Source organism: Ruegeria sp. AG7 (genome assembly GCF_056541545.1).
Map to the genome: position 1 here is coordinate 1 of NZ_JBQFYP010000021.1, position 21,269 is coordinate 21,269.

19 protein-coding genes and 2 pseudogenes are annotated in these 21,269 nt (G+C 55.6%); 9 read left to right on the top strand and 12 right to left on the bottom strand.

Annotation, left to right across the window (positions count from 1 at the left end; translation table 11 throughout):
- Positions 1–244: 244 nt before the first annotated feature.
- A pseudogene (locus ACR0BF_RS18375) lies at positions 245–367 on the top strand (IS6 family transposase); the annotation flags it as partial.
- A gap of 49 nt (positions 368–416) precedes the next feature.
- Here the strand turns inward: ACR0BF_RS18375 and ACR0BF_RS18380 are convergent.
- Positions 417–651: pseudogene (locus tag ACR0BF_RS18380) on the bottom strand (IS6 family transposase); the annotation flags it as partial.
- A 61-nt stretch (positions 652–712) separates the two neighbouring features.
- Between ACR0BF_RS18380 and ACR0BF_RS18385 the strand changes: the two are divergent.
- Entirely contained in the window at positions 713–973 is a 261-nt protein-coding gene (locus ACR0BF_RS18385; protein ID WP_480625499.1) for a DUF2218 domain-containing protein, read from the top strand.
- A gap of 144 nt (positions 974–1,117) precedes the next feature.
- Here the strand turns inward: ACR0BF_RS18385 and ACR0BF_RS18390 are convergent, their stop codons facing one another.
- The 7 genes from ACR0BF_RS18390 to ACR0BF_RS18420 all read right to left on the bottom strand — a co-directional run bounded on the left by ACR0BF_RS18390 (position 1,118) and on the right by ACR0BF_RS18420 (position 8,494).
- The gene (locus ACR0BF_RS18390) at positions 1,118–2,347 is read right to left on the bottom strand and encodes an AGE family epimerase/isomerase (RefSeq protein WP_480520560.1); all 1,230 of its coding nucleotides are present in this window, start codon (positions 2,345–2,347) and stop codon (positions 1,118–1,120) included.
- Between the two features lie 67 nt (positions 2,348–2,414).
- On the bottom strand, positions 2,415–3,482 hold the full coding sequence (locus ACR0BF_RS18395) for an ABC transporter ATP-binding protein (protein WP_480625500.1): 1,068 nt from the start codon (positions 3,480–3,482) through the stop codon (positions 2,415–2,417).
- Positions 3,483–3,493: 11 nt separating this feature from the next.
- Positions 3,494–4,336, bottom strand: coding sequence for a carbohydrate ABC transporter permease (locus ACR0BF_RS18400; RefSeq protein WP_480477286.1), 843 nt, complete (start codon positions 4,334–4,336; stop codon positions 3,494–3,496).
- Between the two features lie 10 nt (positions 4,337–4,346).
- Positions 4,347–5,297, bottom strand: a complete 951-nt coding sequence (locus ACR0BF_RS18405) for a carbohydrate ABC transporter permease (RefSeq protein WP_480625501.1) — start codon at positions 5,295–5,297, stop codon at positions 4,347–4,349.
- Positions 5,279–6,538 carry an ABC transporter substrate-binding protein gene (locus ACR0BF_RS18410; RefSeq protein ID WP_480625502.1) on the bottom strand — a complete coding sequence of 420 codons (1,260 nt, stop codon included), beginning with the start codon at positions 6,536–6,538 and terminating at the stop codon, positions 5,279–5,281. The genes ACR0BF_RS18405 and ACR0BF_RS18410 overlap by 19 nt, the downstream gene beginning before the upstream one ends.
- A 35-nt stretch (positions 6,539–6,573) precedes the next feature.
- Positions 6,574–7,725, bottom strand: a complete 1,152-nt coding sequence (locus ACR0BF_RS18415) for an aminotransferase class I/II-fold pyridoxal phosphate-dependent enzyme (protein ID WP_480606788.1) — start codon at positions 7,723–7,725, stop codon at positions 6,574–6,576.
- Positions 7,718–8,494 carry a FadR/GntR family transcriptional regulator gene (locus ACR0BF_RS18420; RefSeq protein ID WP_480625503.1) on the bottom strand — a complete coding sequence of 259 codons (777 nt, stop codon included), beginning with the start codon at positions 8,492–8,494 and terminating at the stop codon, positions 7,718–7,720. The genes ACR0BF_RS18415 and ACR0BF_RS18420 overlap by 8 nt, the downstream gene beginning before the upstream one ends.
- 394 nt (positions 8,495–8,888) lie before the next feature.
- Here ACR0BF_RS18420 and ACR0BF_RS18425 point away from each other — a divergent pair, with 394 nt between their 5' ends.
- Both ACR0BF_RS18425 and ACR0BF_RS18430 read left to right on the top strand, forming a co-directional pair.
- Positions 8,889–10,628, top strand: a complete 1,740-nt coding sequence (locus ACR0BF_RS18425; RefSeq protein WP_480606792.1) for a type I secretion system permease/ATPase — start codon at positions 8,889–8,891, stop codon at positions 10,626–10,628.
- A 41-nt stretch (positions 10,629–10,669) separates the two neighbouring features.
- Positions 10,670–11,944 carry an HlyD family type I secretion periplasmic adaptor subunit gene (locus ACR0BF_RS18430; protein WP_480520546.1) on the top strand — a complete coding sequence of 425 codons (1,275 nt, stop codon included), beginning with the start codon at positions 10,670–10,672 and terminating at the stop codon, positions 11,942–11,944.
- An 8-nt stretch (positions 11,945–11,952) separates the two neighbouring features.
- On the opposite strand, the gene ACR0BF_RS18435 is transcribed toward ACR0BF_RS18430, so the two are convergent.
- Genes ACR0BF_RS18435 through ACR0BF_RS18445 form a run of 3 tightly spaced genes read right to left on the bottom strand, consistent with a single transcriptional unit; the run spans position 11,953 to position 14,964 of the window.
- Positions 11,953–12,960: an ABC transporter substrate-binding protein gene (locus ACR0BF_RS18435; RefSeq protein ID WP_480606797.1), complete on the bottom strand. Its 1,008-nt coding sequence runs from the start codon at positions 12,958–12,960 to the stop codon at positions 11,953–11,955.
- Entirely contained in the window at positions 12,939–14,306 is a 1,368-nt protein-coding gene (locus ACR0BF_RS18440) for a sensor histidine kinase (RefSeq protein WP_480625504.1), read from the bottom strand. The genes ACR0BF_RS18435 and ACR0BF_RS18440 overlap by 22 nt, the downstream gene beginning before the upstream one ends.
- Positions 14,296–14,964 carry a response regulator transcription factor gene (locus tag ACR0BF_RS18445; RefSeq protein ID WP_267366073.1) on the bottom strand — a complete coding sequence of 223 codons (669 nt, stop codon included), beginning with the start codon at positions 14,962–14,964 and terminating at the stop codon, positions 14,296–14,298. Before ACR0BF_RS18445 ends, ACR0BF_RS18440 begins: the two co-directional genes overlap by 11 nt.
- Positions 14,965–15,072: 108 nt before the next feature.
- Here ACR0BF_RS18445 and ACR0BF_RS18450 point away from each other — a divergent pair, with 108 nt between their 5' ends.
- From ACR0BF_RS18450 to ACR0BF_RS18470, 5 genes are all read left to right on the top strand, one after another.
- Complete coding sequence (locus tag ACR0BF_RS18450; protein WP_480625505.1) at positions 15,073–16,053, top strand: tripartite tricarboxylate transporter substrate binding protein; 981 nt, start codon at positions 15,073–15,075, stop codon at positions 16,051–16,053.
- A gap of 65 nt (positions 16,054–16,118) precedes the next feature.
- Positions 16,119–16,601 (top strand): tripartite tricarboxylate transporter TctB family protein, encoded by a 483-nt coding sequence (locus tag ACR0BF_RS18455; RefSeq protein WP_480625506.1) that lies wholly within the window; start codon positions 16,119–16,121, stop codon positions 16,599–16,601.
- Between the two features lies 1 nt (position 16,602).
- Entirely contained in the window at positions 16,603–18,114 is a 1,512-nt protein-coding gene (locus ACR0BF_RS18460) for a tripartite tricarboxylate transporter permease (protein WP_480477308.1), read from the top strand.
- Positions 18,107–19,291 (top strand): CaiB/BaiF CoA transferase family protein, encoded by a 1,185-nt coding sequence (locus ACR0BF_RS18465; protein ID WP_480520536.1) that lies wholly within the window; start codon positions 18,107–18,109, stop codon positions 19,289–19,291. Before ACR0BF_RS18460 ends, ACR0BF_RS18465 begins: the two co-directional genes overlap by 8 nt.
- Positions 19,288–20,055 carry a citryl-CoA lyase gene (locus ACR0BF_RS18470; protein WP_480555355.1) on the top strand — a complete coding sequence of 256 codons (768 nt, stop codon included), beginning with the start codon at positions 19,288–19,290 and terminating at the stop codon, positions 20,053–20,055. Before ACR0BF_RS18465 ends, ACR0BF_RS18470 begins: the two co-directional genes overlap by 4 nt.
- On the opposite strand, the gene ACR0BF_RS18475 is transcribed toward ACR0BF_RS18470, so the two are convergent.
- A complete protein-coding gene (locus ACR0BF_RS18475) occupies positions 20,052–21,248 on the bottom strand; it encodes an acetate/propionate family kinase (protein WP_480520532.1) in 1,197 nt (398 codons plus the stop codon). The two genes, ACR0BF_RS18470 and ACR0BF_RS18475, sit on opposite strands and share 4 nt — an antisense overlap.
- Between the last annotated feature and the right edge of the window lie 21 nt (positions 21,249–21,269).

Sequence of the window (21,269 nt, forward strand, 5' to 3'; positions counted from 1 at the left end):
AGATCGGGCGATACAAACAGGTCATCGGACTGGAACTGCGCAGCCGCAACATGGAGACCCAGACAACCGAAGCCCGCATCGCTGTCAAAGCCCTCAACCGCATGACCCGTCTAGGTCGTGCGACCTATGAACGTGTCGCATAACGAACCGGGGAAAGGGGCAAATGCGGCCCAAGCGCTATTCGTGCAACGCGGTCGGCCGGATGCGTCTTTTGATGAAACGATGGTCCTGTTCCACGATGTTGTTCAAGGCGTTCGCTTCAGCGGCGGCAACCCTCGACGGAATCGAAGTGGCACACATGATCCGCAAAGGTCAAATCACGCCCGGAGTCTGTCCGTTTCGGCAGTTTGCAGAGCTGGCCGCTTAGCCCGCCGGTACAACACTATCGCTGTCGCCAGTCAAAACTTCGCAACAGATCCTTTCGTCCATTCGCCAGGAGCGGTCGCATGGGCCTTTGCGGCGGCGTGCTGTTTCAGCGATTGCGCAAGAGTACCGTGTCACCCAGCGGTTCAGCGTGGTGTGATCGACCGAAACACCGCGCTCTGCCATGATCTCTTCCAGATCGCGGTAGGAAACGCCGTATCGAACGTAGAAGAATACTGCGAATAAGATCACATCTTTCGGATACTGTGCACCTTTGAAGGAAATCATGAGCTGGCTTTCGACTTGATACGACCGACGAGTCATTCACTCGTTAATTCCGAAAGCGTCAATGGCCGAAAGTTTGCAACGGAACCTTCAGCAGTTATGCAAGCGCTGGTCCTACAAGGGGCAAGTAGAATTTGATGTAACTGAAGGGAAAGTTTCATTTGAAAACGGGTGCGCGGTCGCGATGAAAGCGACGGACGAGGGGCTAGACATAGTTGCTTCAGTCGGCCCACGTGGTGACTTGAACTCGTGGAAAGTTGTCATAGAAGACCACCTGAAACGCTTTGCATTTCGCGAAGAGTTCACGGTTGATTGGAATGCATAACGCTGGAATGCAGGGGCAACCGAGCGACCTCCTGACATTCGGACACCGCCGCAGGCTACGATTTGTAGTCTGCGGATATTCGACAAGACCCTGCACCGGATTCTGACTCGGGTAAGACAAGCCGCAACTGAGGATTTTCCAAACCTAAAGCGGCATCATCCTCGACAAACGTCCTGACAGCGGAAACAGACAGGCTTGCAACGAGTGGTAGATGTCCGGCTTGCCGTCAAAAATAGATGTCACTACAGCCCCTGCCCCATCCACTGCTGGAAACCAGCCGCCATGTCGATGATCCACAAGTGTTTCACTCGCATAGGTCCAGAGCTTTCTGTACCACTCCTCGTCTTCTGGCCTTCTGTCTAGCGCGATCAGAGCGGCAACCGCCCCTATGGCTTCGGTGATGGGCCACCAGAACCGCGAAGCATTGGCAACGCGACCATCAAAATCAAGAGTATAGGCCAACCCGCCGCCAGGCAGCCACGCATCATTCAAAGCCTGCGCAATCAAGCGGCGCGCCCTGTACGGAGCATTGGGGTTCGTTCGGCCTGACAAATCCCAATGCTGAAGCTGAAGCCGACCCAATTCGAACGAATGCCCCGGCGTTGTTCCGTAAGGTCTGAACATCGGGTCACCCGCATAATCCCGGTTGATCTGCCAATCAGACGAATAGTGTTCGGGAAGCCGCCAGTTTTCACCGGGTGCAATTTTGCCAATGAAGAAGTCCAGAATGCGACCGGCGCGGGACAGGAAGATTTCGTCTCCTGTGGCTTCAAAGGCGGCCAGCATTGCCTCAACGCCGTGCATATTTGCATTCATTCCGCGATATGTGGAAAACGGCGTCCAATCCCTGTTCCATTCATCGCGAAACAGGCCTGCTTCTTCGTCCCAGAAGTGTTTTTCCAGAACACTTTGGACATCTGTCATTAGCTTGTCTGCATCCGGGTGACCCGCCAGTTTCGCACTTGCCGAGGCAAGAAGGACAAAGACGTGCCCATAGGCAAGCTTGCGGTCATCCTTGATCTGATCCCCATCCAACGCCCAGAGATATCCGCCGTGGTCGCGATCTCGGTGATGGCTATCGAGATATGTCATGCCGTGATCAATGATCCGTTCAGCACCTTGGAAACCGGACAGAAGTCCTAATGCATAAGAATGAACCAACCGGGTCGTCGTGTGCAGCTCCTGCGGCTTGCCGGGCAACGGGCGGCCATCGTGACCAAGTGTATAGAACCCGGACTCATCCCGGCAGCTCGCGCTGAAGAACGTAAGTTGCCGCATGGCCTGATTCATCAACCAATCGCGATGTCTTGACGTTTCAACCCAAAACCCGGCTTCGGACTGCGACCCCGGCAGCAATAACTGGTTATCGTTCATCTAAAGATCCCGCGGATGGAGTTTTATCGCATGCGGCGAAGCCCAATCTTCCAAATTATCCACCATCTCAGCAAGCCCGTCTCAACGCTGTACCATCCGAGGCAAACAGATGTGCATTCTGTGCTTGAATGCGCAAACCGAGGCGATCCCCGGATTTCACCGGGATATTGCCATGCTTGCGCACCATCATGGGGCCGATCCCCTCGGCATTGACGTAGATGTTCGTGTCCGACCCCAGATGTTCCACAACATCCGCCACGGCCGACAGATCACCGGTGCCGTTGTCCACAACATCGATATGTTCCGGCCTTACACCCAGTTCTTTCGCCTGAGCGGTAAGGGGTTGATCGAGTATCCTGATTTCAACCCCATTCCCGACATTCACACCTGTTTTGGTTCCCAATACAGGCACAACATTCATGGTGGGTGAGCCGATAAACTGGGCAACAAATTTGTTGGCCGGCCTTTCATAAAGCTCGAGCGGACTGCCGACTTGCTGGATATCCCCTGCGTTGAGAACAACGATCCGGTCTGCCAGCGTCAACGCTTCGACCTGATCATGGGTCACATAGATCATGGTCGCACCTAGTTTTTGATGAAGCCGCGCGATCTCCAGCCGCATCTCGACACGCAGAGCCGCATCAAGGTTTGACAATGGCTCGTCAAACAGAAATGCGCGTGGGTCTCGGATGATGGCCCGCCCCATGGCAACCCGCTGACGTTGACCTCCTGAAAGGGCCTTGGGCAAGCGATCCGTCAATTTGGTCAACCCCAGCGTCTCTGCCGCCTGGGCGACCTTTGATATGCGTTCAGCAGCCGGAGCTTTGCGGATTTCCATTGAGAAGCCCATGTTCCGAGCGACATCCATATGCGGATAGAGAGCGTAGGACTGGAACACCATCGCGATGTCCCGATCCCTTGGCCTCTCATCATTCATGCGCTCGCCATCGATCAGAAAGTCGCCGCTTGATATCGGTTCAAGACCAGCAACCATGCGCAGCAAAGTGGACTTGCCGCAGCCTGACGGGCCGACCAGAACGATGAACTCACCATCCTGAATCTCAAGGTTGATGTTGCGCAGAACCTCGACGGATCCATAGCGTTTTGCAACGTCACGAAGTTCGATACGTGCCATGATCTGGCCTCCTATCCTTTGACCGCGCCGGACGTGAGGCCCTGCACGAGATAGCGTTGAATGAAGATGAAGAAGAGGCAACTTGGGATCAGTGCCAGCACGCCGGCCGCCATCATTTGCCCCCAATCGACGGAGAATTTGGAAACAAATGTCAACAAGCCAACCGGGAATGTCATCGCGTCGTTCTTTGAAATCAGCATCAACGCAAACAACAGCTCGGACCATGCGGCAGTAAAGACAAATCCAAGCGTCGCCCCGAGACCGGGCAATGTCAGCGGGAACACCACTTTGCGCAGCGCCTGAAACCGTGTACAGCCATCCATCATCGCCGCGTCTTCAAGATCTTTGGGAATGCCGTCAAAGAATGACTGCATCAGGAATGTTGCAAAGGGGATGTTGAACGCGGTGTAGACAACAATCAGGCTTGTCAGCGAATTCAGCAGCCCCAGGTCCGCGATGATCTTGTAGATGGGTGCGATGATCATCAGCAGCGGGAACATCTGGGTGACCAGCATCAAGGCAATGATGATCCGTTTGCCCGCGAAAACAAAGCGGGAAAAGGCATAACCCGCCCCAGCCGCGAACAATGTCGTAAAGAACGCCGCCCCCAGCGACACCACAAGAGAGTTCCGGAAATAGGCCACAAAATCGGTCTGAAAAATGACTGTTTTGAAGTTTGAAAAGGTCACTTCGCTTGGAAACAGCCGGGTGCCCTCTGAAAAGATCAGTGCGTCCGGGGTCAACCCGATCTTGAGCAACCAGTAAAGCGGGAACAACGCAAAGATCAGATAGAACGCAAGTGCCGCGTATTTGCCCACAACCAGCAGGGGGTTGGGTTTCCTGACAGCTGACATGGCCTACTCCTCAAATCTTGACCAGCTTCTTGCGAAGCCAGAGCAGGATAACGGCGTAAATCAGAAGGATCACCAGCAGCGCCACAGCAATGGTTGACGCGTAGCCGAAGTCCAATTTTCGAAAAGCTGTGGTGAAGATGTAAGTCGACAGGATTTGGGTCGAATTGGCAGGCCCGCCGCCGGTCATCACGTAAATCAGGTCGGCGAAATTGGCGATCCAGATCGTCCGCAGCATCACGGTGATCGCGATCATCGGAGCAAGGAACGGCAAGGTGATCTTGGTGAAGGTCTGCCATGGGGTCGCGCCATCGACTTCTGCAGCCTCATAAAGCTCACCGGGTATCGATTGCAAAGCCGCCAACAGCGTGATCGCAAAGAAAGGAACGCCGAACCAGATATTTGCAGTGATCGGGCCCCATATGGCAAGCTCGGGATCGCCAAGGATATTGTAGGGCTCTGACAGAATGCCAAGGGCGGCCAGCCAATGCGGTAGCGGGCCGATGACAGGGTTAAAAAGCCACGCCCATGTCAGCGCAGAAAGGAAGGTCGGGACAGCCCAGGGTAGGAAAACAAGCGCCTGAAAAAGTTTCTTTCCATAGAACTGCGTATTCAAAAGCATGGCAAGACCAAGGCCAAGCAGAAACTGGAATGTTATCGACCAAAAGGTCCAAAACAGCGTGTTCTCCATCGCGATCCAGAACTTGCGGTCTCCCCACAGATCAACGTAGTTTTCAAACCCGATCCAGCCAGAAGCAAAAGGCTTCAACAGCTCAATGGATTGGAACGAATATGAGATTCCGATGATTAGCGGAACCATGATCACCGCACCGATCAGAAGAATAGCGGGTGACAAATAGAAAAACGGCTCGACCATGTATTGTAGGTAGAGCGAGCGTCGTGCCCGGGTGTCCCCGGGCCTGACAGTTTTCTGAGTGCGCGAAATCACTGTCTTGCCTTCCACTTGGCGTGTTCGTCAGTGAGGAACTCAGCCCACTCATCCGCGACGTCCTGCGCGCTGCGCTGCCCCAACAGGGCTTCCTGACTGGTTTCCAGCAGAAGCGTGCTGCCAAAATAGCCCCACTGTTCCAGGTTGGTTGGCATTGTTGTCGGCACATATTGCTCGCCGTTCAGTTCCTCAAACCAGCCTTTGAATTGCTCGGTCTGGAAATGAGGATCCTGATCGGCGCCTTTGTGGATCGGAATGACGCCAACGCGTTTTGCCCACGTGGCGTTGGCTTCGGGCGTCGACAAGGCCGCAACCAGATCAAAGGCTTCGTCTTCATGTTCAGTCGCATTGAAGATCGACCAGCCTGCGAACCCAATTGTTGGGAAAGCTTTGCCCGAAGGTCCGACAGGCATCGGAATGACCGCAAAATCTTCGGCAGGCATCCGCTCGGCAATAGCGATCAGTGCGTCCGGGTCCTGATCGAGGAATGCACATGTACCGGAATAGAAACCGGCCACGATCTCGTTAAAGCCCCAACTGACGGCGTCCTTGGGCGCATATCCGTTCTGATACATGTCGATCATGAACTGGATACCTTCGACCGAGCCGGGCTCGTTGATGCGGCTGACACCGTCTTCTGTGAAGAACTCGTTGGTGCCGTTCATGGCTGCGGCCAACATGATCCAGCCATTTGTTCCACCGGGACCACCGCGCAAACAGTACCCATACTTGCCCTCAAGCTCGGACACTGCGGCAGAGGCAGCCTTGAACTCCTCCATCGTTGTCGGGGGAGTGTCGATACCCGCTTCGGCCAGCAGTTTCTTGTTGTAGAACATCGCCCGCAGATAGAATCCGTACGGGATCATATAGAGATCACCCGCCTGGCTGCCCATAGCGACTGTCTTGTCAGTCAGCGAAGCCCCGTGTTCCCATCCGGCGACATGATCCTTGAGACTGACCAGCTGATCGGACCCAGCATAAAGAGCCTGCCAGGTATCGGGCATTTCCACCACATCAGGGATGTCGCCACCTGCCACCATTGTTGCCAGCTTTTCGAACGCGTTACCCCAAGGTAGCGATACAATTTCGACAGTGACGTCGGGATTATTGGCTTCAAATTCATCCACCAGTCCCTGAAGCACCTCTGTACGCTCAGGGCTTGTAATAACCTCGACCAGTTTCAGTGTGGTCTCGGCGTAAGATGCCGATCCCATGAGCACGGCCGCAGCCGTCATTCCAGTTAGTAGTTTCTTCATGTTTTCCTCCTGTTGATTTTATTGAGCGAACGGTTCTAAGCCGTGCTTTCGGCGAGCGCCGAAGAAAAATCGGCCCATAGATCTTCTGCCGACTCGAGCCCCAGACTCAGGCGCACTAGATTGGGTGAGACCCCAAATTTCTGCATTGAGTTTTGTTCACCGGCCTGAGCAAGCCCGACGCGCGCAGGCAGGATCAGACTTTCGAAGCCACCCCAGCTCACACCGAGGCGGAAAAGGTTCAAGGCATCAGAAAGTTTGGCGATGTCGACACTGTCATCAAACTCAACCGACATAAGTCCGGACCGCCCCGTCAGCCCGGGCACGTCGTTGGCGCCTGGTGAGTTGACCTGCCTGACCTGCGGAACAGTGGCTAGGCGATCAACAAACATGTTGGCCGTCGCTTGATGCTGCATCATGCGTGCGTTCAGCGTGCGCAGGCCGCGCGTCAGCAGGAAGGCCTCAAAAGGTGCCAGTTTGGCCCCAAGCAAAGGAAGTGTCAGATCACGGATGCGGGCGATATGGTCCCGGGAGGCAACCACCACGCCCGCAACCGTGTCCGAGTGCCCCGAAATGTACTTCGAGGCCGAGTGGATGACGATGTCGATGCCCAGTGCGAGGGGGCGTTGGAACACCGGGCTTGCCCATGAATTATCGATTATCGTCAACACATTGTGGCGTCTGGCATGCTCTGCGACACGACGTAGATCCATCGCCTCAAAAACAATCGATCCGGGGCTCTCCAGATAGGCCACCGTTACATCGGCAAGCAGATCGGGGTCGTTCTCGAAACGCTCCGGCGCATGGTAGTCGATATGCACCCCGAACGGGCGCAGGATGCGCTCCATAAACCGGAATGAATCCGGATAGACGTGTTCGACGCAGGCAATCCGGTCACCGGGTTTGACAAATGCCAGCAGCGTTGAGGAAATGGCCGCCATCCCGGAAGCAAATGCAACGGCAGCCTGACCTTGTTCGGCTTCAGCCATGAGCGTTTCAAACGCGGCGACGGTCGGGTTTTCCACGCGCGTGTAGATGGCTGTTTCTGATCTTCCGGCCATCCGGTCTTCAAAACTCTGATAATTGTCAAAGGTGAATAGTGACGTTTGAACAATAGGAGGCGTGACCGAACCTGCCTCTTCCGGGAAGATAGTTGCAAGACGCGTTGCAAGGTCTCTGTAATCAGACATTCTGACTTTCCATGATTTCTAGGACTTCTGCTTCGACCATGTCCATGATCTCGCCGATAATACGCGCGGCTTCATCTGCACGGCCTGCGACAATTGCTTCAGCCAGCTGCGCATGTATTGGAATTGAGGCTTGACCCAAGTGTGGTTGGCCGAATGGGGTGTCATATACTTCGTGAAATGCTTTCTGAATTTGCCGTATCAACTGCCCGAAAAGTGGGTTTCCGCACGCTTCATGCAGTGCCGCGTGAAACCGGTAGTCGGCCGGTCGCCAATCCTCACCCGCAGAATGAACAGCTATGAGCTCGGCAACGCGGGCCGAAATCAAAAGCCGCTGCGCGTCTGAGCAATTCAATGCAGCCAACCTTGCAGCCTCGATTTCCAGTGGCCGGCGCACGGCGTGTGTCCGCAAAAGGCTTTCGGCTTCAAGCTTCAGCGTGAGTGGGAGATGGATCGTGTTGGCAGATACCTCGGCTGCCAAACGTGTCCCGGCTTTCTTGTTCCGCACAACGATGCCCATGTTCTGCCAACTTGTCAGGGCCTCGCGAACCTTCGCCCGTCCGATTCCAAGCTGATTTGCAATTTTGATCTCTGGCGGCAGGCGATCGCCTACTTTCAAACCTTCCGCTTCGATCATTCCAGAGAGAGCTTCCAGAACGTCCCGGCCACTGCTGCCAGCTGGTAGCACCTTCAAGGTGTTGCCGACACTCTCAGCTTTTTCCTTTGGGGGCGTTCTTTTGGCCACGTGCGACTTCTCCGATTCGTGTTTCATTCACTTCTACATTTAATGTAGGACAAAATAAACAATAATGTCCGACAATATAACAACACTTGCCATCCCTACAGATAAAGTCGAAAAAATTTGGTCTCGGTCATTTCGCGGCCGGATCGATACAGCCTTCCTCGCCTGCGGCTTGTTGGCGGGTTGTGGTCTTTGCGTGACCGTCTTTCTTGCTGTATTCCGCCCGAATTGCCGTTATCCTGAAGCGCCCGCCTAACGGTGCCCATAATCGCCGTTAGGTTTTTTTGTCAGCTACGGCTGAATAGTGCTTCTTTACGCCAAGGACCCGCGGTTTCTTGCCCAAAAAAAGATGTGCAAACTTGGCAAGGCTGATCTAACTTTTTAAGTGCGGGGTCGCATCTCCGAATAATATGGATTTAAAACATTGAAACCTGAACACCGCGTATCCGCGGCCCCCCGAAATGAACTGCGCAATGTGCGCAATCAGGGGATCGCGTTCCTTGCTTTGGCGTTCTTGTTCAGCATTTTTGTGAACCTGCTTATGCTGACGGGCCCATTGTTTATGTTGCAGGTGTATGACCGGGTATTGGGCTCGCGTGCGGTGGAAACACTGACAGCGTTGTTTTTGTTGGTGGCGTTGCTTTATGCGCTGATGGCGATGCTGGATTTTGCCCGCGGACGCATCGTTGCCCGGTTCGGCGCACGGTTCCAGTCACAGTTGGATGAGCGCGTCTTCGAAGCAACGCTGCGGCGTTCACTTATGCCGCAAATACGATCTGCCCCGGCGACGGCCTTGCGTGATCTGGAATCCATTCGAAACCTGTGTTCGTCCCCTGTTCTGCTGGCGGTGATGGATATTCCATGGACGCCTGTTTTTCTGAGCGCGATTTTCCTGTTTCATCCCCTGCTGGGTTGGCTGGCCGTGACAAGCGGTGTTCTACTTGTCGTGATTGCACTCCTCAATCAGGCGCTGACCAGCAGGAAAGTCGCCGAGGCACAATCTGCAGCAGCGCGGGCAAACGCCTTTGCGGAACATGCGAGACAAGCGGCAGAGGTTGTGCGCTCTCAAGGTATGCAGGCGGACGTGACAAAGCGGTGGTTGGACCAGCGTTCGAATGCCTTACGCCAAACCATTTCTGCCAGCGATTGGACAGGCAGTTTTACATCTCTGACCAAGTCGCTACGACTGTTTCTTCAATCTGCAATGCTTGCCTTGGGCGCGTGGCTGGTTCTGCAAAATGAAATGACACCGGGCGCGATGATTGCGGGCTCAATCCTTTTGGGTCGGGCCCTCGCCCCGGTCGAACAAGCGGTTGGCCAATGGGGCATGATCGAACGTGCGCGAACAGCCTGGACTTCCCTCAGCCGGTTTTTGGATCAGACCCCACCCGAAGAGCAGCGGATCCGCTTGCCCATCCCGAAGGCGCAGCTGGAAGCAAAATCGCTGACTGTCATTCCCCCTGGGGCAACAACGCCAACGTTGCGGAACGTCAATCTGAAACTGCAACCGGGCAAGGCGCTGGGTGTCATCGGCAAAAGCGGGTCGGGAAAGACGACACTGGCCAAGGCGTTGCTGGGGCTTTGGAATCCGGCAGCCGGGGAAATTCGGCTGGGTGGTGCCACTCTGGATCAATATGACTCCAACGATTTGGGCAGCCATATCGGATATTTGCCGCAGCAGGTTACCCTATTTAACGGAACGGTGGCCGAGAACATCGCCCGGATGTCGGAGAACCCGGATTCCGAAGCGGTGGTGGCCGCGGCCAAAAAAGCCAATGCACACGACCTGATCCTGTCTTTGGAGAAAGGTTATGGCACCTTCCTTGAAGGCAATGACAGTCAGTTGTCAGGTGGACAGAAACAGCGCATCGCTCTGGCCCGCGCCCTCTATGGCGACCCTGTTCTGCTTATTCTGGACGAACCAAACTCGGCACTGGACGCGGATGGCACCGAAGCCTTGAACGCGGCCGTGAGGGGGCTCAAGGCGGCAGGCAAAGCCGCCATCATCATGACACACCGTCCGCAGGCCATTTCGGAATGTGACGATCTGGCCGTTGTCGAAAAAGGACAAGTGGTCAGGTTCGGTAGTCGTGACGAGGTTCTCGGCGCAATGGTGCAGAATGCGGGCGCGATTAAGCGCAAGCTTAGCCCCGTAGGTGAATAATGGCAAAAAACACGACCAAGAAGCAGGCGCAGGCCTGGAGTATGAGAATCCCCGCCCTGGTAGGATTCGCCGCGCTTGCCATTTTGGTCGGCGGACTGGGCCTTTGGGCAGTGAAGACACGCCTAGCTGGTGCGATCGTATCCTCAGGCGTGATCGAAGTGCAAAGCAACCGTCAGGTGGTCGAACACCCTGATGGCGGCGTTGTTGGCGAAATCTTTGTACGCGATGGTGATGTGGTCGCCTCGGGCGAGATGCTGCTGAGACTGGATGATACTTTCCTATTGTCCGAACAGACGATTGTGGAAGCGCAGCTTTTCGAACTTCTGGTCCGGCGTGCCCGGCTTCAAGCCGAACGCGACGGGCTTTCGTCGCAAGAGCTGTCGGCGCAGTTGCACGAGGTACAGGAGGAATACAGCATTGATCCCGACCTGATAGTAGGGCAACAAAACTTGTTCGACGCGCGGGTGGAAACAATGTCCAAGCAGCACGAACAACTGAAAAAGCAGTTGGTTCAGATCGAAAGTGAGATCGAAGGCACACAAGCCCAACTCGTTTCCCTGCGCCGTCAGGTTGAATTGATCGAGGATGAGCTGGAAGACCAACAAAGCCTGTTGAAACGTGGATTGACCCAAACCAGTCGCGTGCTGGCCCTGCAACGGGAAGAAGCCAGCCTGACAGGTGAAATAGGTCGACTGGAAGCCGCTGTCGCCCGCCTCAAAGGGCAGATCGCATCAACCGAGATCCAGATCGTTGAACTGACTGCAACCCGCCGGGAGGAGGCGATTACCACTTTGCGAGACGTACAGGCCCAAATTGCTGAACTATCGGAACGCCGACTATCCCTGTCCGAGCGGATGGCACGTTTGGACATCCGCGCACCTGTCAACGGAACCGTTTACGGCAGTCAGGTCTTTGCCCTGCAGTCGGTGATTCAGCCGGGCGAACCCATGATGTATGTGGTCCCACAGGATACGCCATTGCTGGTCGCCGCGCGTGTGGACGCAATCCATGTGGATCAGCTGCACGTGGGCCAACCTGTCGCCCTGCGATTTCCGGCCTTCAATCAGCGCGAAACACCTGAATTGGACGGGCAGGTCAAAAACGTGTCTGCCGACACTTTCACGGATGAACAGTCCGGCTTCACTTTCTACCGCGCCGAGGTGATTATGAATGATGGTGAAATGGACCGTCTCAACGGTCAGGAACTTTTGCCGGGTATGCCTGTTGAGACACTGATCAAAACCGATGAGCGCACTCCGTTGTCCTATCTTGTCAAGCCGATGGCCGATTACTTCAATCGTGCATTTAGGGAATAACGGCAGGGCTATCTCTGGATTACCGCGCTTTCCCATTCGGCCAGAAACCGGCGGCGTTTTAATCTGTCCAAAAACGTCATCAACGCTGGATCCAGCCCGATCGTTTCACGTTCTTCGTCCGTGTCATAAGGCGCCAAAGGCGGGAGGGTATGGCTGCCACCTGCCCGGCTGGATTGACTGGATACAAGGTGACGGACAAAAGACGCGGCAAATTCAGGTACGGGTGTACCTTCAAGCACCATTGCCGTGCGCATCATGGTCGTCTGAAAATCCGACGGCAGAATAACCTCAAGCGTATCCTTGTGCCCGGCGCGCGCATCCGCGTAGCTGCCAAGTACATTGTAGGCGACGGCGATCTCGCCTTTAACAAGGTCGTCAATCATGTCACCCGAACAGCAGTACAGACGCACATCCAAACCGCCCATGACTTCCATCAGACGCCAGAACGTTTCTGACGCACGGGCATCCTGCGTCGCAAACAGATACCCTAGACCGGACTGGCGGATGTCATAAGTTCCCACCCGGCCCCGAAAACTGTCCGGTCGCATTCGAAGTGCTTCGATCAGTTGCTGTCGGGTCTCCGGGATAGGCGTGCCGGAAAAGGCGGCACGGTTGATCACGATGGTCGCGGGCTCAAACGTGAAGGCGAAAAGACTGCGATGCCACTGCGCCCAGGACGGCAGAGATATGTCATCGATCACGCGTCCATATCCGTCATTGGCCAGTTTCAGTTGCAGGTCCATAGCGCTGGAAATGACAATATCGAAATCTTCCGGTGCGGCACGCACGATTCGATCGATGTCGGCAGTACCCGTCACCATATACTCGACAGAAATGTCAGGGTTCTCCTTGATAAAACCGGAAATCATAGGCTCAAACAAAAACGTATCCGTGCTCGAGATGACCCGAATATGCGCCTCGTCTGCTTCGGCGTTGAATACTTGCCGGTCCTCCCAGATTTGCGCCAGTGTGACAGCAGGAAACCAAAGGAAGACTAAAGCGATAATGTAACGCAAGCGCCGCCTCCCTGCCTGTTGGACAAGTCAAGCGTTCCACCATGCGCTGTTGCAACGTCCCGCGCGATGGTCAGGCCCAGACCGGACCCGATGGTGCCACTTGCGTTCTTACCCCGTTCGAAACGGCGCGTGAGAGTGTCAATTTCGTTTATGGGGAACCCCGTGCCACGATCTTTTACCCGGATTTGAACCCGTGGTTCCGAAGTGACTTCGATGCGAACAGAACTGTCGGCCGGAGCATATTTCAGTGCATTGTCAATCATGTTGCGTACGGCGTTTTGAATGAGGATGGGGTCACCTGAATACATGACCTGTGGGTCGCCACAAAGCGACAGTGACAGGTCCTTCATCTCGGCAATTGGTGTTAGGCGCTGCACAAGGTCACGGACCAAGGCGTTCAGGTCTATGTCTTCCCGCTCAAGATGATCAGCCCGGAACGTGATCATTGCGTGATCCAACAGCTGACCAGCTGCACGTGAGCTTTCGTCAATGGCGCGCACCATCGAACGCAGCGCCTCGCGGTTTTCTTCTTTTTCAACCCTTTGCAAAGTAGCATCAGCATATGACCTGACAGTGGCTAGCGGGGTGCGAACGCGGTGAGCCGCTTCGGCGATAAAATCTTCTGACTGGCTCAGTGACTGATCAAGCCGACCCATCAATGAGTTCAGTGAAGCAACCAAAGGGGCCATTTCGCGGGGTACCGGCTTTTTGAACGGGCTCAAGTCCTGTGGGCCACGGCGGGTGACAGAGGTTGTCAACCTGTTCAACTGCCCGATGGTCGAGGACGTCGCCCAAAAGGAAAGAGCGGCGGCAAGGGCAAAGAACCCTACGCCCAGAATCGCCGCATTGCGCGAAATCTGGTCCAGAGTCTCCGCCAACGCATCTTGCGTTTGCCCCAGCGCGACCACGAGCTCGATTTGCTTATCCAATCCCACCAAAGTCCGGCTGGCGCTGACCTGACGAATGGTTTCACCGCGAATCTGGCTGAACCTGAAAAGCGACTTGCCGTCATGCGGTCCTATGGTCGGTGGAAAATCCTCGTATCCGGACAGAAACGACCCGTCCTGAAAGATAGAATAGAAGATTCTGTCGTCCGCAGGGGTGCTTAGCATCGCGAAGGCCGCATACGGGATATCGACCTCCAACACGCCTTCCCGCAAAGCGGCCGCATCGAGGATAGAGGCCACTGATGCGCCAAGTATGTTGTCTTGCCCCTGTAGCGCGACCTGCGCAGCATAGTTTTGTACTGCGACAAACAGCAGGAACGCAAGTATGGCCGCGCCACCGATCAGTGTCAGAACCAGCCTGTTCCGCAGTGATCCTGACACATTGGGATCAGGAGGCATGATCCAACCTGTATCCCAGCCCACGCAACGTGGTGATCTTTAGGTCCGAGGGTTCTAGATGCTTGCGCAAGCGGCCCACATAAACTTCGATCGCGTTATCAGAGACATCATCATCATAAGAAAACAGCCGGTCGGTTAGTTTTTGTTTCGAAAAAACTTGACCAGGTGCGCTAATGAACAATTCCAGCAGGCGCAGTTCACGGTTACGCAGCGACACGGTCTCGTCACCCACCGTCAGATGGCCTGCCAGAGGGTCGAATACGATGCCGCCGACTTCTATCGTTGTCTTCGTATTCCCGGATTTGCGACGCAGAACTGCGCGGCAGCGCGCTTCAAGCTCGGCGTGATCAAACGGTTTGGTGACATAGTCGTCAGCGCCCAGATCAAGCGAGCCGATTCGATCAGAAACCTGACTGCGGGCCGTCAAAACGATTACTGGCGTGTCCAAATGGCTCGCGCGATGCCGCTTGAGGAAATCGCGACCGTCCCCATCCGGCAGCATGATATCCAGCAGGATCAGATCGTATTCCTGAGTTTCAACAAAGGCAGTTGCATCGCCTAATGTGGACGCGTTATCAACCACATGCCCGTCCAACCTCATGCGGGAACTGATCGCGTTTGCGAGGTCTAGATTGTCTTCGACAAGCAGAAATTTCATCGGGCTTTAATACTATTCTCGCGCGTGACAGGTTGATGTCAGGTTGGTGTGTTTTTGTTCTTCCTAATCTGAGCCGCCATGCGGCCCGTTGTCAAATGGGAGGACATCATGACAACTTTCGAACTGGGCCGTCGCGCCCTGATCGCAGCTGTTGCTGCTGTAGGTCTTGCAGGACCCGTTCTGGCTGAAGACCAGCTGGTGGACAGCATCCACTTTCTGATCCCCGGCGGCGCCGGTGGTGGTTGGGACGGTACCGCTCGCGGCACCGGCGAAGCGCTTACCAACGCCGGTCTTGTGGGCACCGCGTCTTATGAAAACATGTCAGGCGGTGGTGGCGGCAAAGCCATCGGCTATCTGATTGAAAACGCCGACAGCAACCACGGGACGTTGATGGTAAACTCCACGCCAATCGTGATCCGTTCGTTGACTGGCGTGTTCCCTCACAACTTCCGCGACCTGACGTTGGTGTCGGGCACGATTGGAGATTACGCAGCAATTGTTGTCGGCAAAGACAGCCCTATCAACTCTATGAGTGATCTACTTGCTGCATTCGACGCCGACCCGGGCAACACGGCCATTGGCGGTGGCTCAGTTCCTGGTGGCATGGACCACCTGGTCGCAGCAATGGTGATGGAAGCCGCTGGGAAGGATGCTCTTGGCGTGAAATACATCCCATATGATGCAGGTGGCAAAGCCATGGCTGCCCTTCTGTCCGGTGAGATCGCAGCCCTGTCTACGGGTTTTTCGGAGGCCGTCGATTTGGCCAACGCAGGTGAAGTCAAGATCATTGGCGTTACATCGGCAGATCGTGTTGACGCCGCCCCAGACGCGATGACCATGAAAGAACAGGGCATCGACACCACCTTTGTGAACTGGCGTGGCTTCTTCGCGGCCCCGGGCCTGCCCGAGGACAAGCTTGCAGCCTATCAGGCCGCGATTGCAAAGATGTACGACACCCCGGAATGGGAAGAGGTTCGTGCACGCAACGGTTGGGTGAACATCCACAACTCGGGCGATGATTTCCGGTCATTTCTTGAGCAGCAAGAACAACAGATTGGTGATCTGATGAAGAAGCTGGGCTTCCTCTGAATACAACTTTGGCAGAGCGGTAACCCGCTCTGCCATCTCTGACGACCAAAAAAGGAGGGGGTCCCATGGCGCTGGATCGCTGGATCGCGCTCATTCTTCTGGGTGTTTGTATAACATATGGCTACGCCGCTTGGTTCACGATGGACAGTAGTCTGCCTCCTTTCATGCAAAGAAATCCCATCTGGCCAAGCACTTTTCCCAAAGTGCTGTCGATTCTGGGCATCATCACGGCCACGATCATTCTGCTGGGCTTTGAAAAGGCTGAACCCAGCGAACCTGAAATCGATTATCGGCGGTTGGGCGATTACCATCTTGGTCAGGCGATCATGCTGCTAGTTCTGATGGTCGTCTACGCATTGTGCCTGCGCCCTGTTGGGTTTCTGATCTCAACCTCGGCCTTCCTGATCTTAGGATCATTTATATTGGGCGAACGCAAATGGCATCTCATGTTTCTCGTCGCCCTGATTGCCACCGGTACAGTCTGGTATCTGGTTCAGGAAATCCTTGGCATTTACATGCGCCCCTTGCCCGGCATTTTCGGAGGCTGACATGCTTGAAGGACTTCTGATTGGCCTGCAAACGGCATTCTCACTGCAAAACCTGCTGATGGTCGTCGCAGGCTGTCTGATCGGCACATTCATCGGAATGCTTCCGGGTCTGGGCCCGATGTCGATCATCGCCATCATGATCCCAGTAGCAATTTCCATGGGTGACCCGTCCGCCGCGCTGATCCTGCTGGCCGGCGTGTATTATGGCGCCATTTTTGGTGGCTCGACCTCTTCTATTCTGCTGAATGCGCCGGGGGTCGCGGGTACCGTCGCGTCCAGCTTTGACGGCTACCCGATGGCCCGTCAGGGCAAAGCGGGCAAAGCCTTGACCATTGCCGCAATCGCGAGCTTTGCAGGTGGCACGTTCGGTGCGTTGCTGTTGATGGTCTTCGCTCCTGCCCTGTCCTCTGTTGCGTTGCTTTTCCACTCGGCCGAGTATTTCGCGCTGATGGTTGTCGGTTTGTCCGCCATTGCCGCTTTCGCGGGAACAGGTCAGGTTGCCAAGGCTATCATAATGACAATCCTTGGATTGATTATGGCAACCGTCGGCGAAGGCGCGCTGTTCAACATGCCCCGCTTCACCATGGGCATCATGGATTTGCAGTCGGGTTTTGGCTTTATCACACTTGCAATGGCCATGTTCGCGTTACCCGAAGCTCTGTTTCTTGTTCTCAAACCCAAGGACCTTAAGGGCGAAGAAGGCGAAATCAAGGACCTGCGCATAAGCAGGGAGGAAGCCAAAGCCATTGCTCCGGTGATTGGCCGCCAGTCTATCCAAGGGTTTTTCATCGGCGTTCTGCCGGGTGCCGGTGCAACGATTGCCAGTTTTCTGGGCTATGCGGTCGAGCGTAACATCGCCCCAAAAGCCGAGCAGGACGAATTCGGCAAAGGGTCAATCAAAGGGCTGGCCGCGCCTGAAACAGCAAACAACGCCGCCTGTACCGGCTCGTTCGTACCGCTGCTGACCCTGGGCATTCCCGGATCGGGTACGACGGCGATCCTGCTTGGCGCATTGATTGCGCTGAACGTGACGCCGGGCCCACGCCTTATGCTGGACGAGCCGCAGATCTTTTGGGCGGTCATCATGTCCATGTTCATTGGCAATCTGGTGCTTCTGATCCTGAATCTGCCGCTGATCCCCTACATTGCCAAAGTTCTCTCGGTGCCGCGCAACTATCTGATCCCCTTTATTTTGTTCTTTACTCTGATGGGGGCCTATATCGGGCAGAACAATGCAACCGAACTGCTGATACTGGTAGGTTTTGGGGTATGCGCAACGGCGTTGAAATTCGCTGATTACCCATTGGCACCACTGCTGATTGGTTTCATCCTCGGCGGCATGATGGAAGACAACTTCTCACGGTCCATGCAGTTGTACGATGGCATCGCCTTTATCTGGGAACGCCCGATGACGCTGGGTCTGCTGGTTATCGCGGCGCTTCTGGTGCTCCTGCCCAGCTACCGCGCGCGCCGTGCACAGGCCCGGGCGGAAGGGGTTGCCGAAGGTGACTGACCCGCTGGCGGGAATACGGGTTCTCGATCTGACCAATGTCCTCGCGGGTCCGTATTGCTGCTACCAACTGGCATTGATGGGTGCCGACGTGATCAAGGTCGAACGCCCCGATGGTGGCGACCTTGCTCGCGTTCTGGGAGCCGATCCTGCCAGAAACAAGGCGGGGATGGGGATCAGTTTTCTGGCGCAGAATGCCGGGAAAAAATCTGTCACGCTGGACATGAAATCGGAAAAGGGCAAGGCGCTGCTGAAACGCCTTGTCCAGTCAGCCGATGTTCTGGTGGAAAACTTCCGGCCCGGAGTAATGGATCGTCTTGGTCTTGGTTACGAAGTTCTGCGCAACGTCAATTCCAACCTGATCTATTGCGCCATCAGCGGGTTCGGGCAGGATGGCCCCCGGCGCGGCGATCCGGCTTATGACCAGATTGTGCAGGGTATCAGCGGCGTGATGTCAATCACCGGCGCCCCCGACACGGCACCTTATCGCGTCGGCTATCCGTTGGCAGACACGGTCGGGGGGATGACGGCTGCCTTTGCAGTCGCGGCGGCATTGAACGCCAACCCGCGCGGCGCGTATCTGGATGTTGCGATGTCCGAAGCCGTAATTTCGACGATGGGCTGGGTTGTTTCAAATTATCTGGTGGGCGGCGTAACACCCGGAGCACACGGGAATGAGAACACAACCTCGGCCCCCTCAGGGACATTTGCCACGCTGGACAGCCCGATCAACATCGCGGCCAATCGGGACGAGCAATGGCAGGCACTTGCCCGCTGTCTGGGGCGGGATGATCTTCTGGACAACGCTGATTACGCAACGCGCGAAGACCGCAAAAGAAACCGCCACGCCTTACGTACAAAACTGGAACGAACCCTGAAAACGAAGGCTGCGGCCGAATGGGTGAGTGAATTAAACGCTTTGGGTGTTCCAGCTGGGCAAGTTCTGACCGTACCAGAGGCCCTTGCAGACCCGCAACTTTACGATCGCGGTCTGATTGGCTCTTTACAGGTTCACGGCGAACAGATGCAGCTTGCAGGTAGTCCCGTCGTAATGGATGGCACCCGGCGAATGCCGCAAATCGCGCCACCAAAACTTGGGGCCGACAACAAGGCAGTGTGGTCTGAAATCGGATTGACCGACGCGGAAATCGACGCGCTGCGCAGAGAGGGGATCATATGAACGATGTGTCAGATTGGTGGGCAACATCCATCATCGATATGGAACCTGGCCGGATCGACCTGCGCGGAGAGCCGATTCAAAACCTGATCGGACGCCTGGGTTTCGCGGAGATGATCTGGTTCATGGTACGCGGCGACCACCCATCAAAAGCGCAGGCCCAATTGTTCGAAGCCGCGCTGGTCGCGGCAGTCGACCACGGTCCGCAGGCCCCATCGATTGCGACCGCGCGCATGGCGGTGACCTGTGGCCTGCCTCTCAACAACGCGATGGCGAGCGCCGTGAACATGTTGGGCGACATTCATGGAGGGGCTGGCGAGCAAACCGTGGAACTCTACCACTTTGTGGGCCTTTACCCTGGCACTTTGGAGCAGGCAATCAATGCGAGGATCGAAAGCCACGGAAAGATACTTCCGGGTTTTGGTCACAGGTTTCACACACCCACAGACCCTCGTGCGCCGCGCCTGATGGAACTGGTCGCCGAAGCGGTGAAAACCGGTGCTTGCGATGGGCAGGTCATGCGCATTGCGCAGCAGATCGAGGCAGAGCTTGCGCGGCGTAAGGGTAAACCCGTCCCGATGAACATCGATGGCGCAACCGCAGTTATTTATGCCGAGCTTGGGTTTGCGCCACCATTGGCGCGCGGCCTTTTCTGCCTGTCCCGATCAGTGGGTATTCTGGCACATGCCTGGGAGCAGATGCAGCAAGGTGGTCGCAACAAAGGGCCGACCCCACCCTCGTATCGCTGGACGTACCAGCCGGGCTAAGCACTTTTCCGATGGGATCGATTTGTCAACAGATCTGCGGCAGCACGGGCAATAACCAGCTCTTCGTTTGTCGGAATAACCATGGCCACCACACGGGACAGATTTGTCGAGATTATCCGATCATTGTCCGCGTTGGCATCGGGATCCAGTTCAATCCCCAGCCACCCCATTCCGGAACATACCCTGTCGCGTACAAGACGCGAGTTTTCTCCGATACCACCAGTGAAGATCAGGGCATCAATACCGCCCAATATTGCGGCCATTGCCCCAAGTTCGCGGCGGATGCGGAAAGTGAAATAGCTGATGGCCTGTCGGCTTTCACGGGTATCTGCTTTTTCAAGAGTGCGCATGTCGCTTGAAAGTCCGGACAGACCCAGCAAACCTGATTTGCGAAACAGAAGGTCGGAAATCTCTGAGGCGCTCAACCCTTCCTGATCCATCAGATACAACAAAACACCTGGATCGAGCTGACCGCAACGTGATCCCATCGGCAGCCCGTCCAACGACGAAAACCCCATGGTCGAACCGACGGATCGCCCCCCGATCATGGCACACATCGACGCACCGTTACCCAAATGCGCGACCACAACCCGCCCCGCGTGCAAAAGTGGCGCGGTTTTGGCCAAATGGTCCGAGATGTACTCATAACTAAGCCCGTGAAAACCATAGCGGCGGACGCCTTTGTCGTAATACTCGCGCGGCAGGGCGAATACGTCGTTCTCCCAGGGGTGATTGCGATGAAAGGCCGTGTCAAAACAGGCAATCTGGGCGGCATTTGGAAAGCGTTCCATAGCTGCCTTGACGCCAGCCAGGTTGTGCGGCTGGTGCAGAGGTGCATACGGAGAGAGCTTGTCCAACTCCTCCAAAGCAGCGGCGGTCAACGGCAATGGCGTATCGATCTCAGGTCCGCCGTGAACAATACGATGCCCAACCGCGGTGACCTCGCAACTGGGGAAGGCACGTGACAACAGGTTCAGTACCCAGTCCAGGGCGGCGGCATGATCGTGAATATCTCCTGCCGTGCCATTCGCCAGAACTCCGCCGCCAGATGACCGCGCCTTGACGGTTGGCTCAGGCTCGCCGATCCGTTCGACCACACCGGTGCACACCATGATTGGATCGTCTTCTGTCAGTTCGAACAGGCCGAACTTCATCGAAGACGATCCGGCATTCAGTGTCACGACATGTGTCATGCATACCCTCTGGTTTACGAA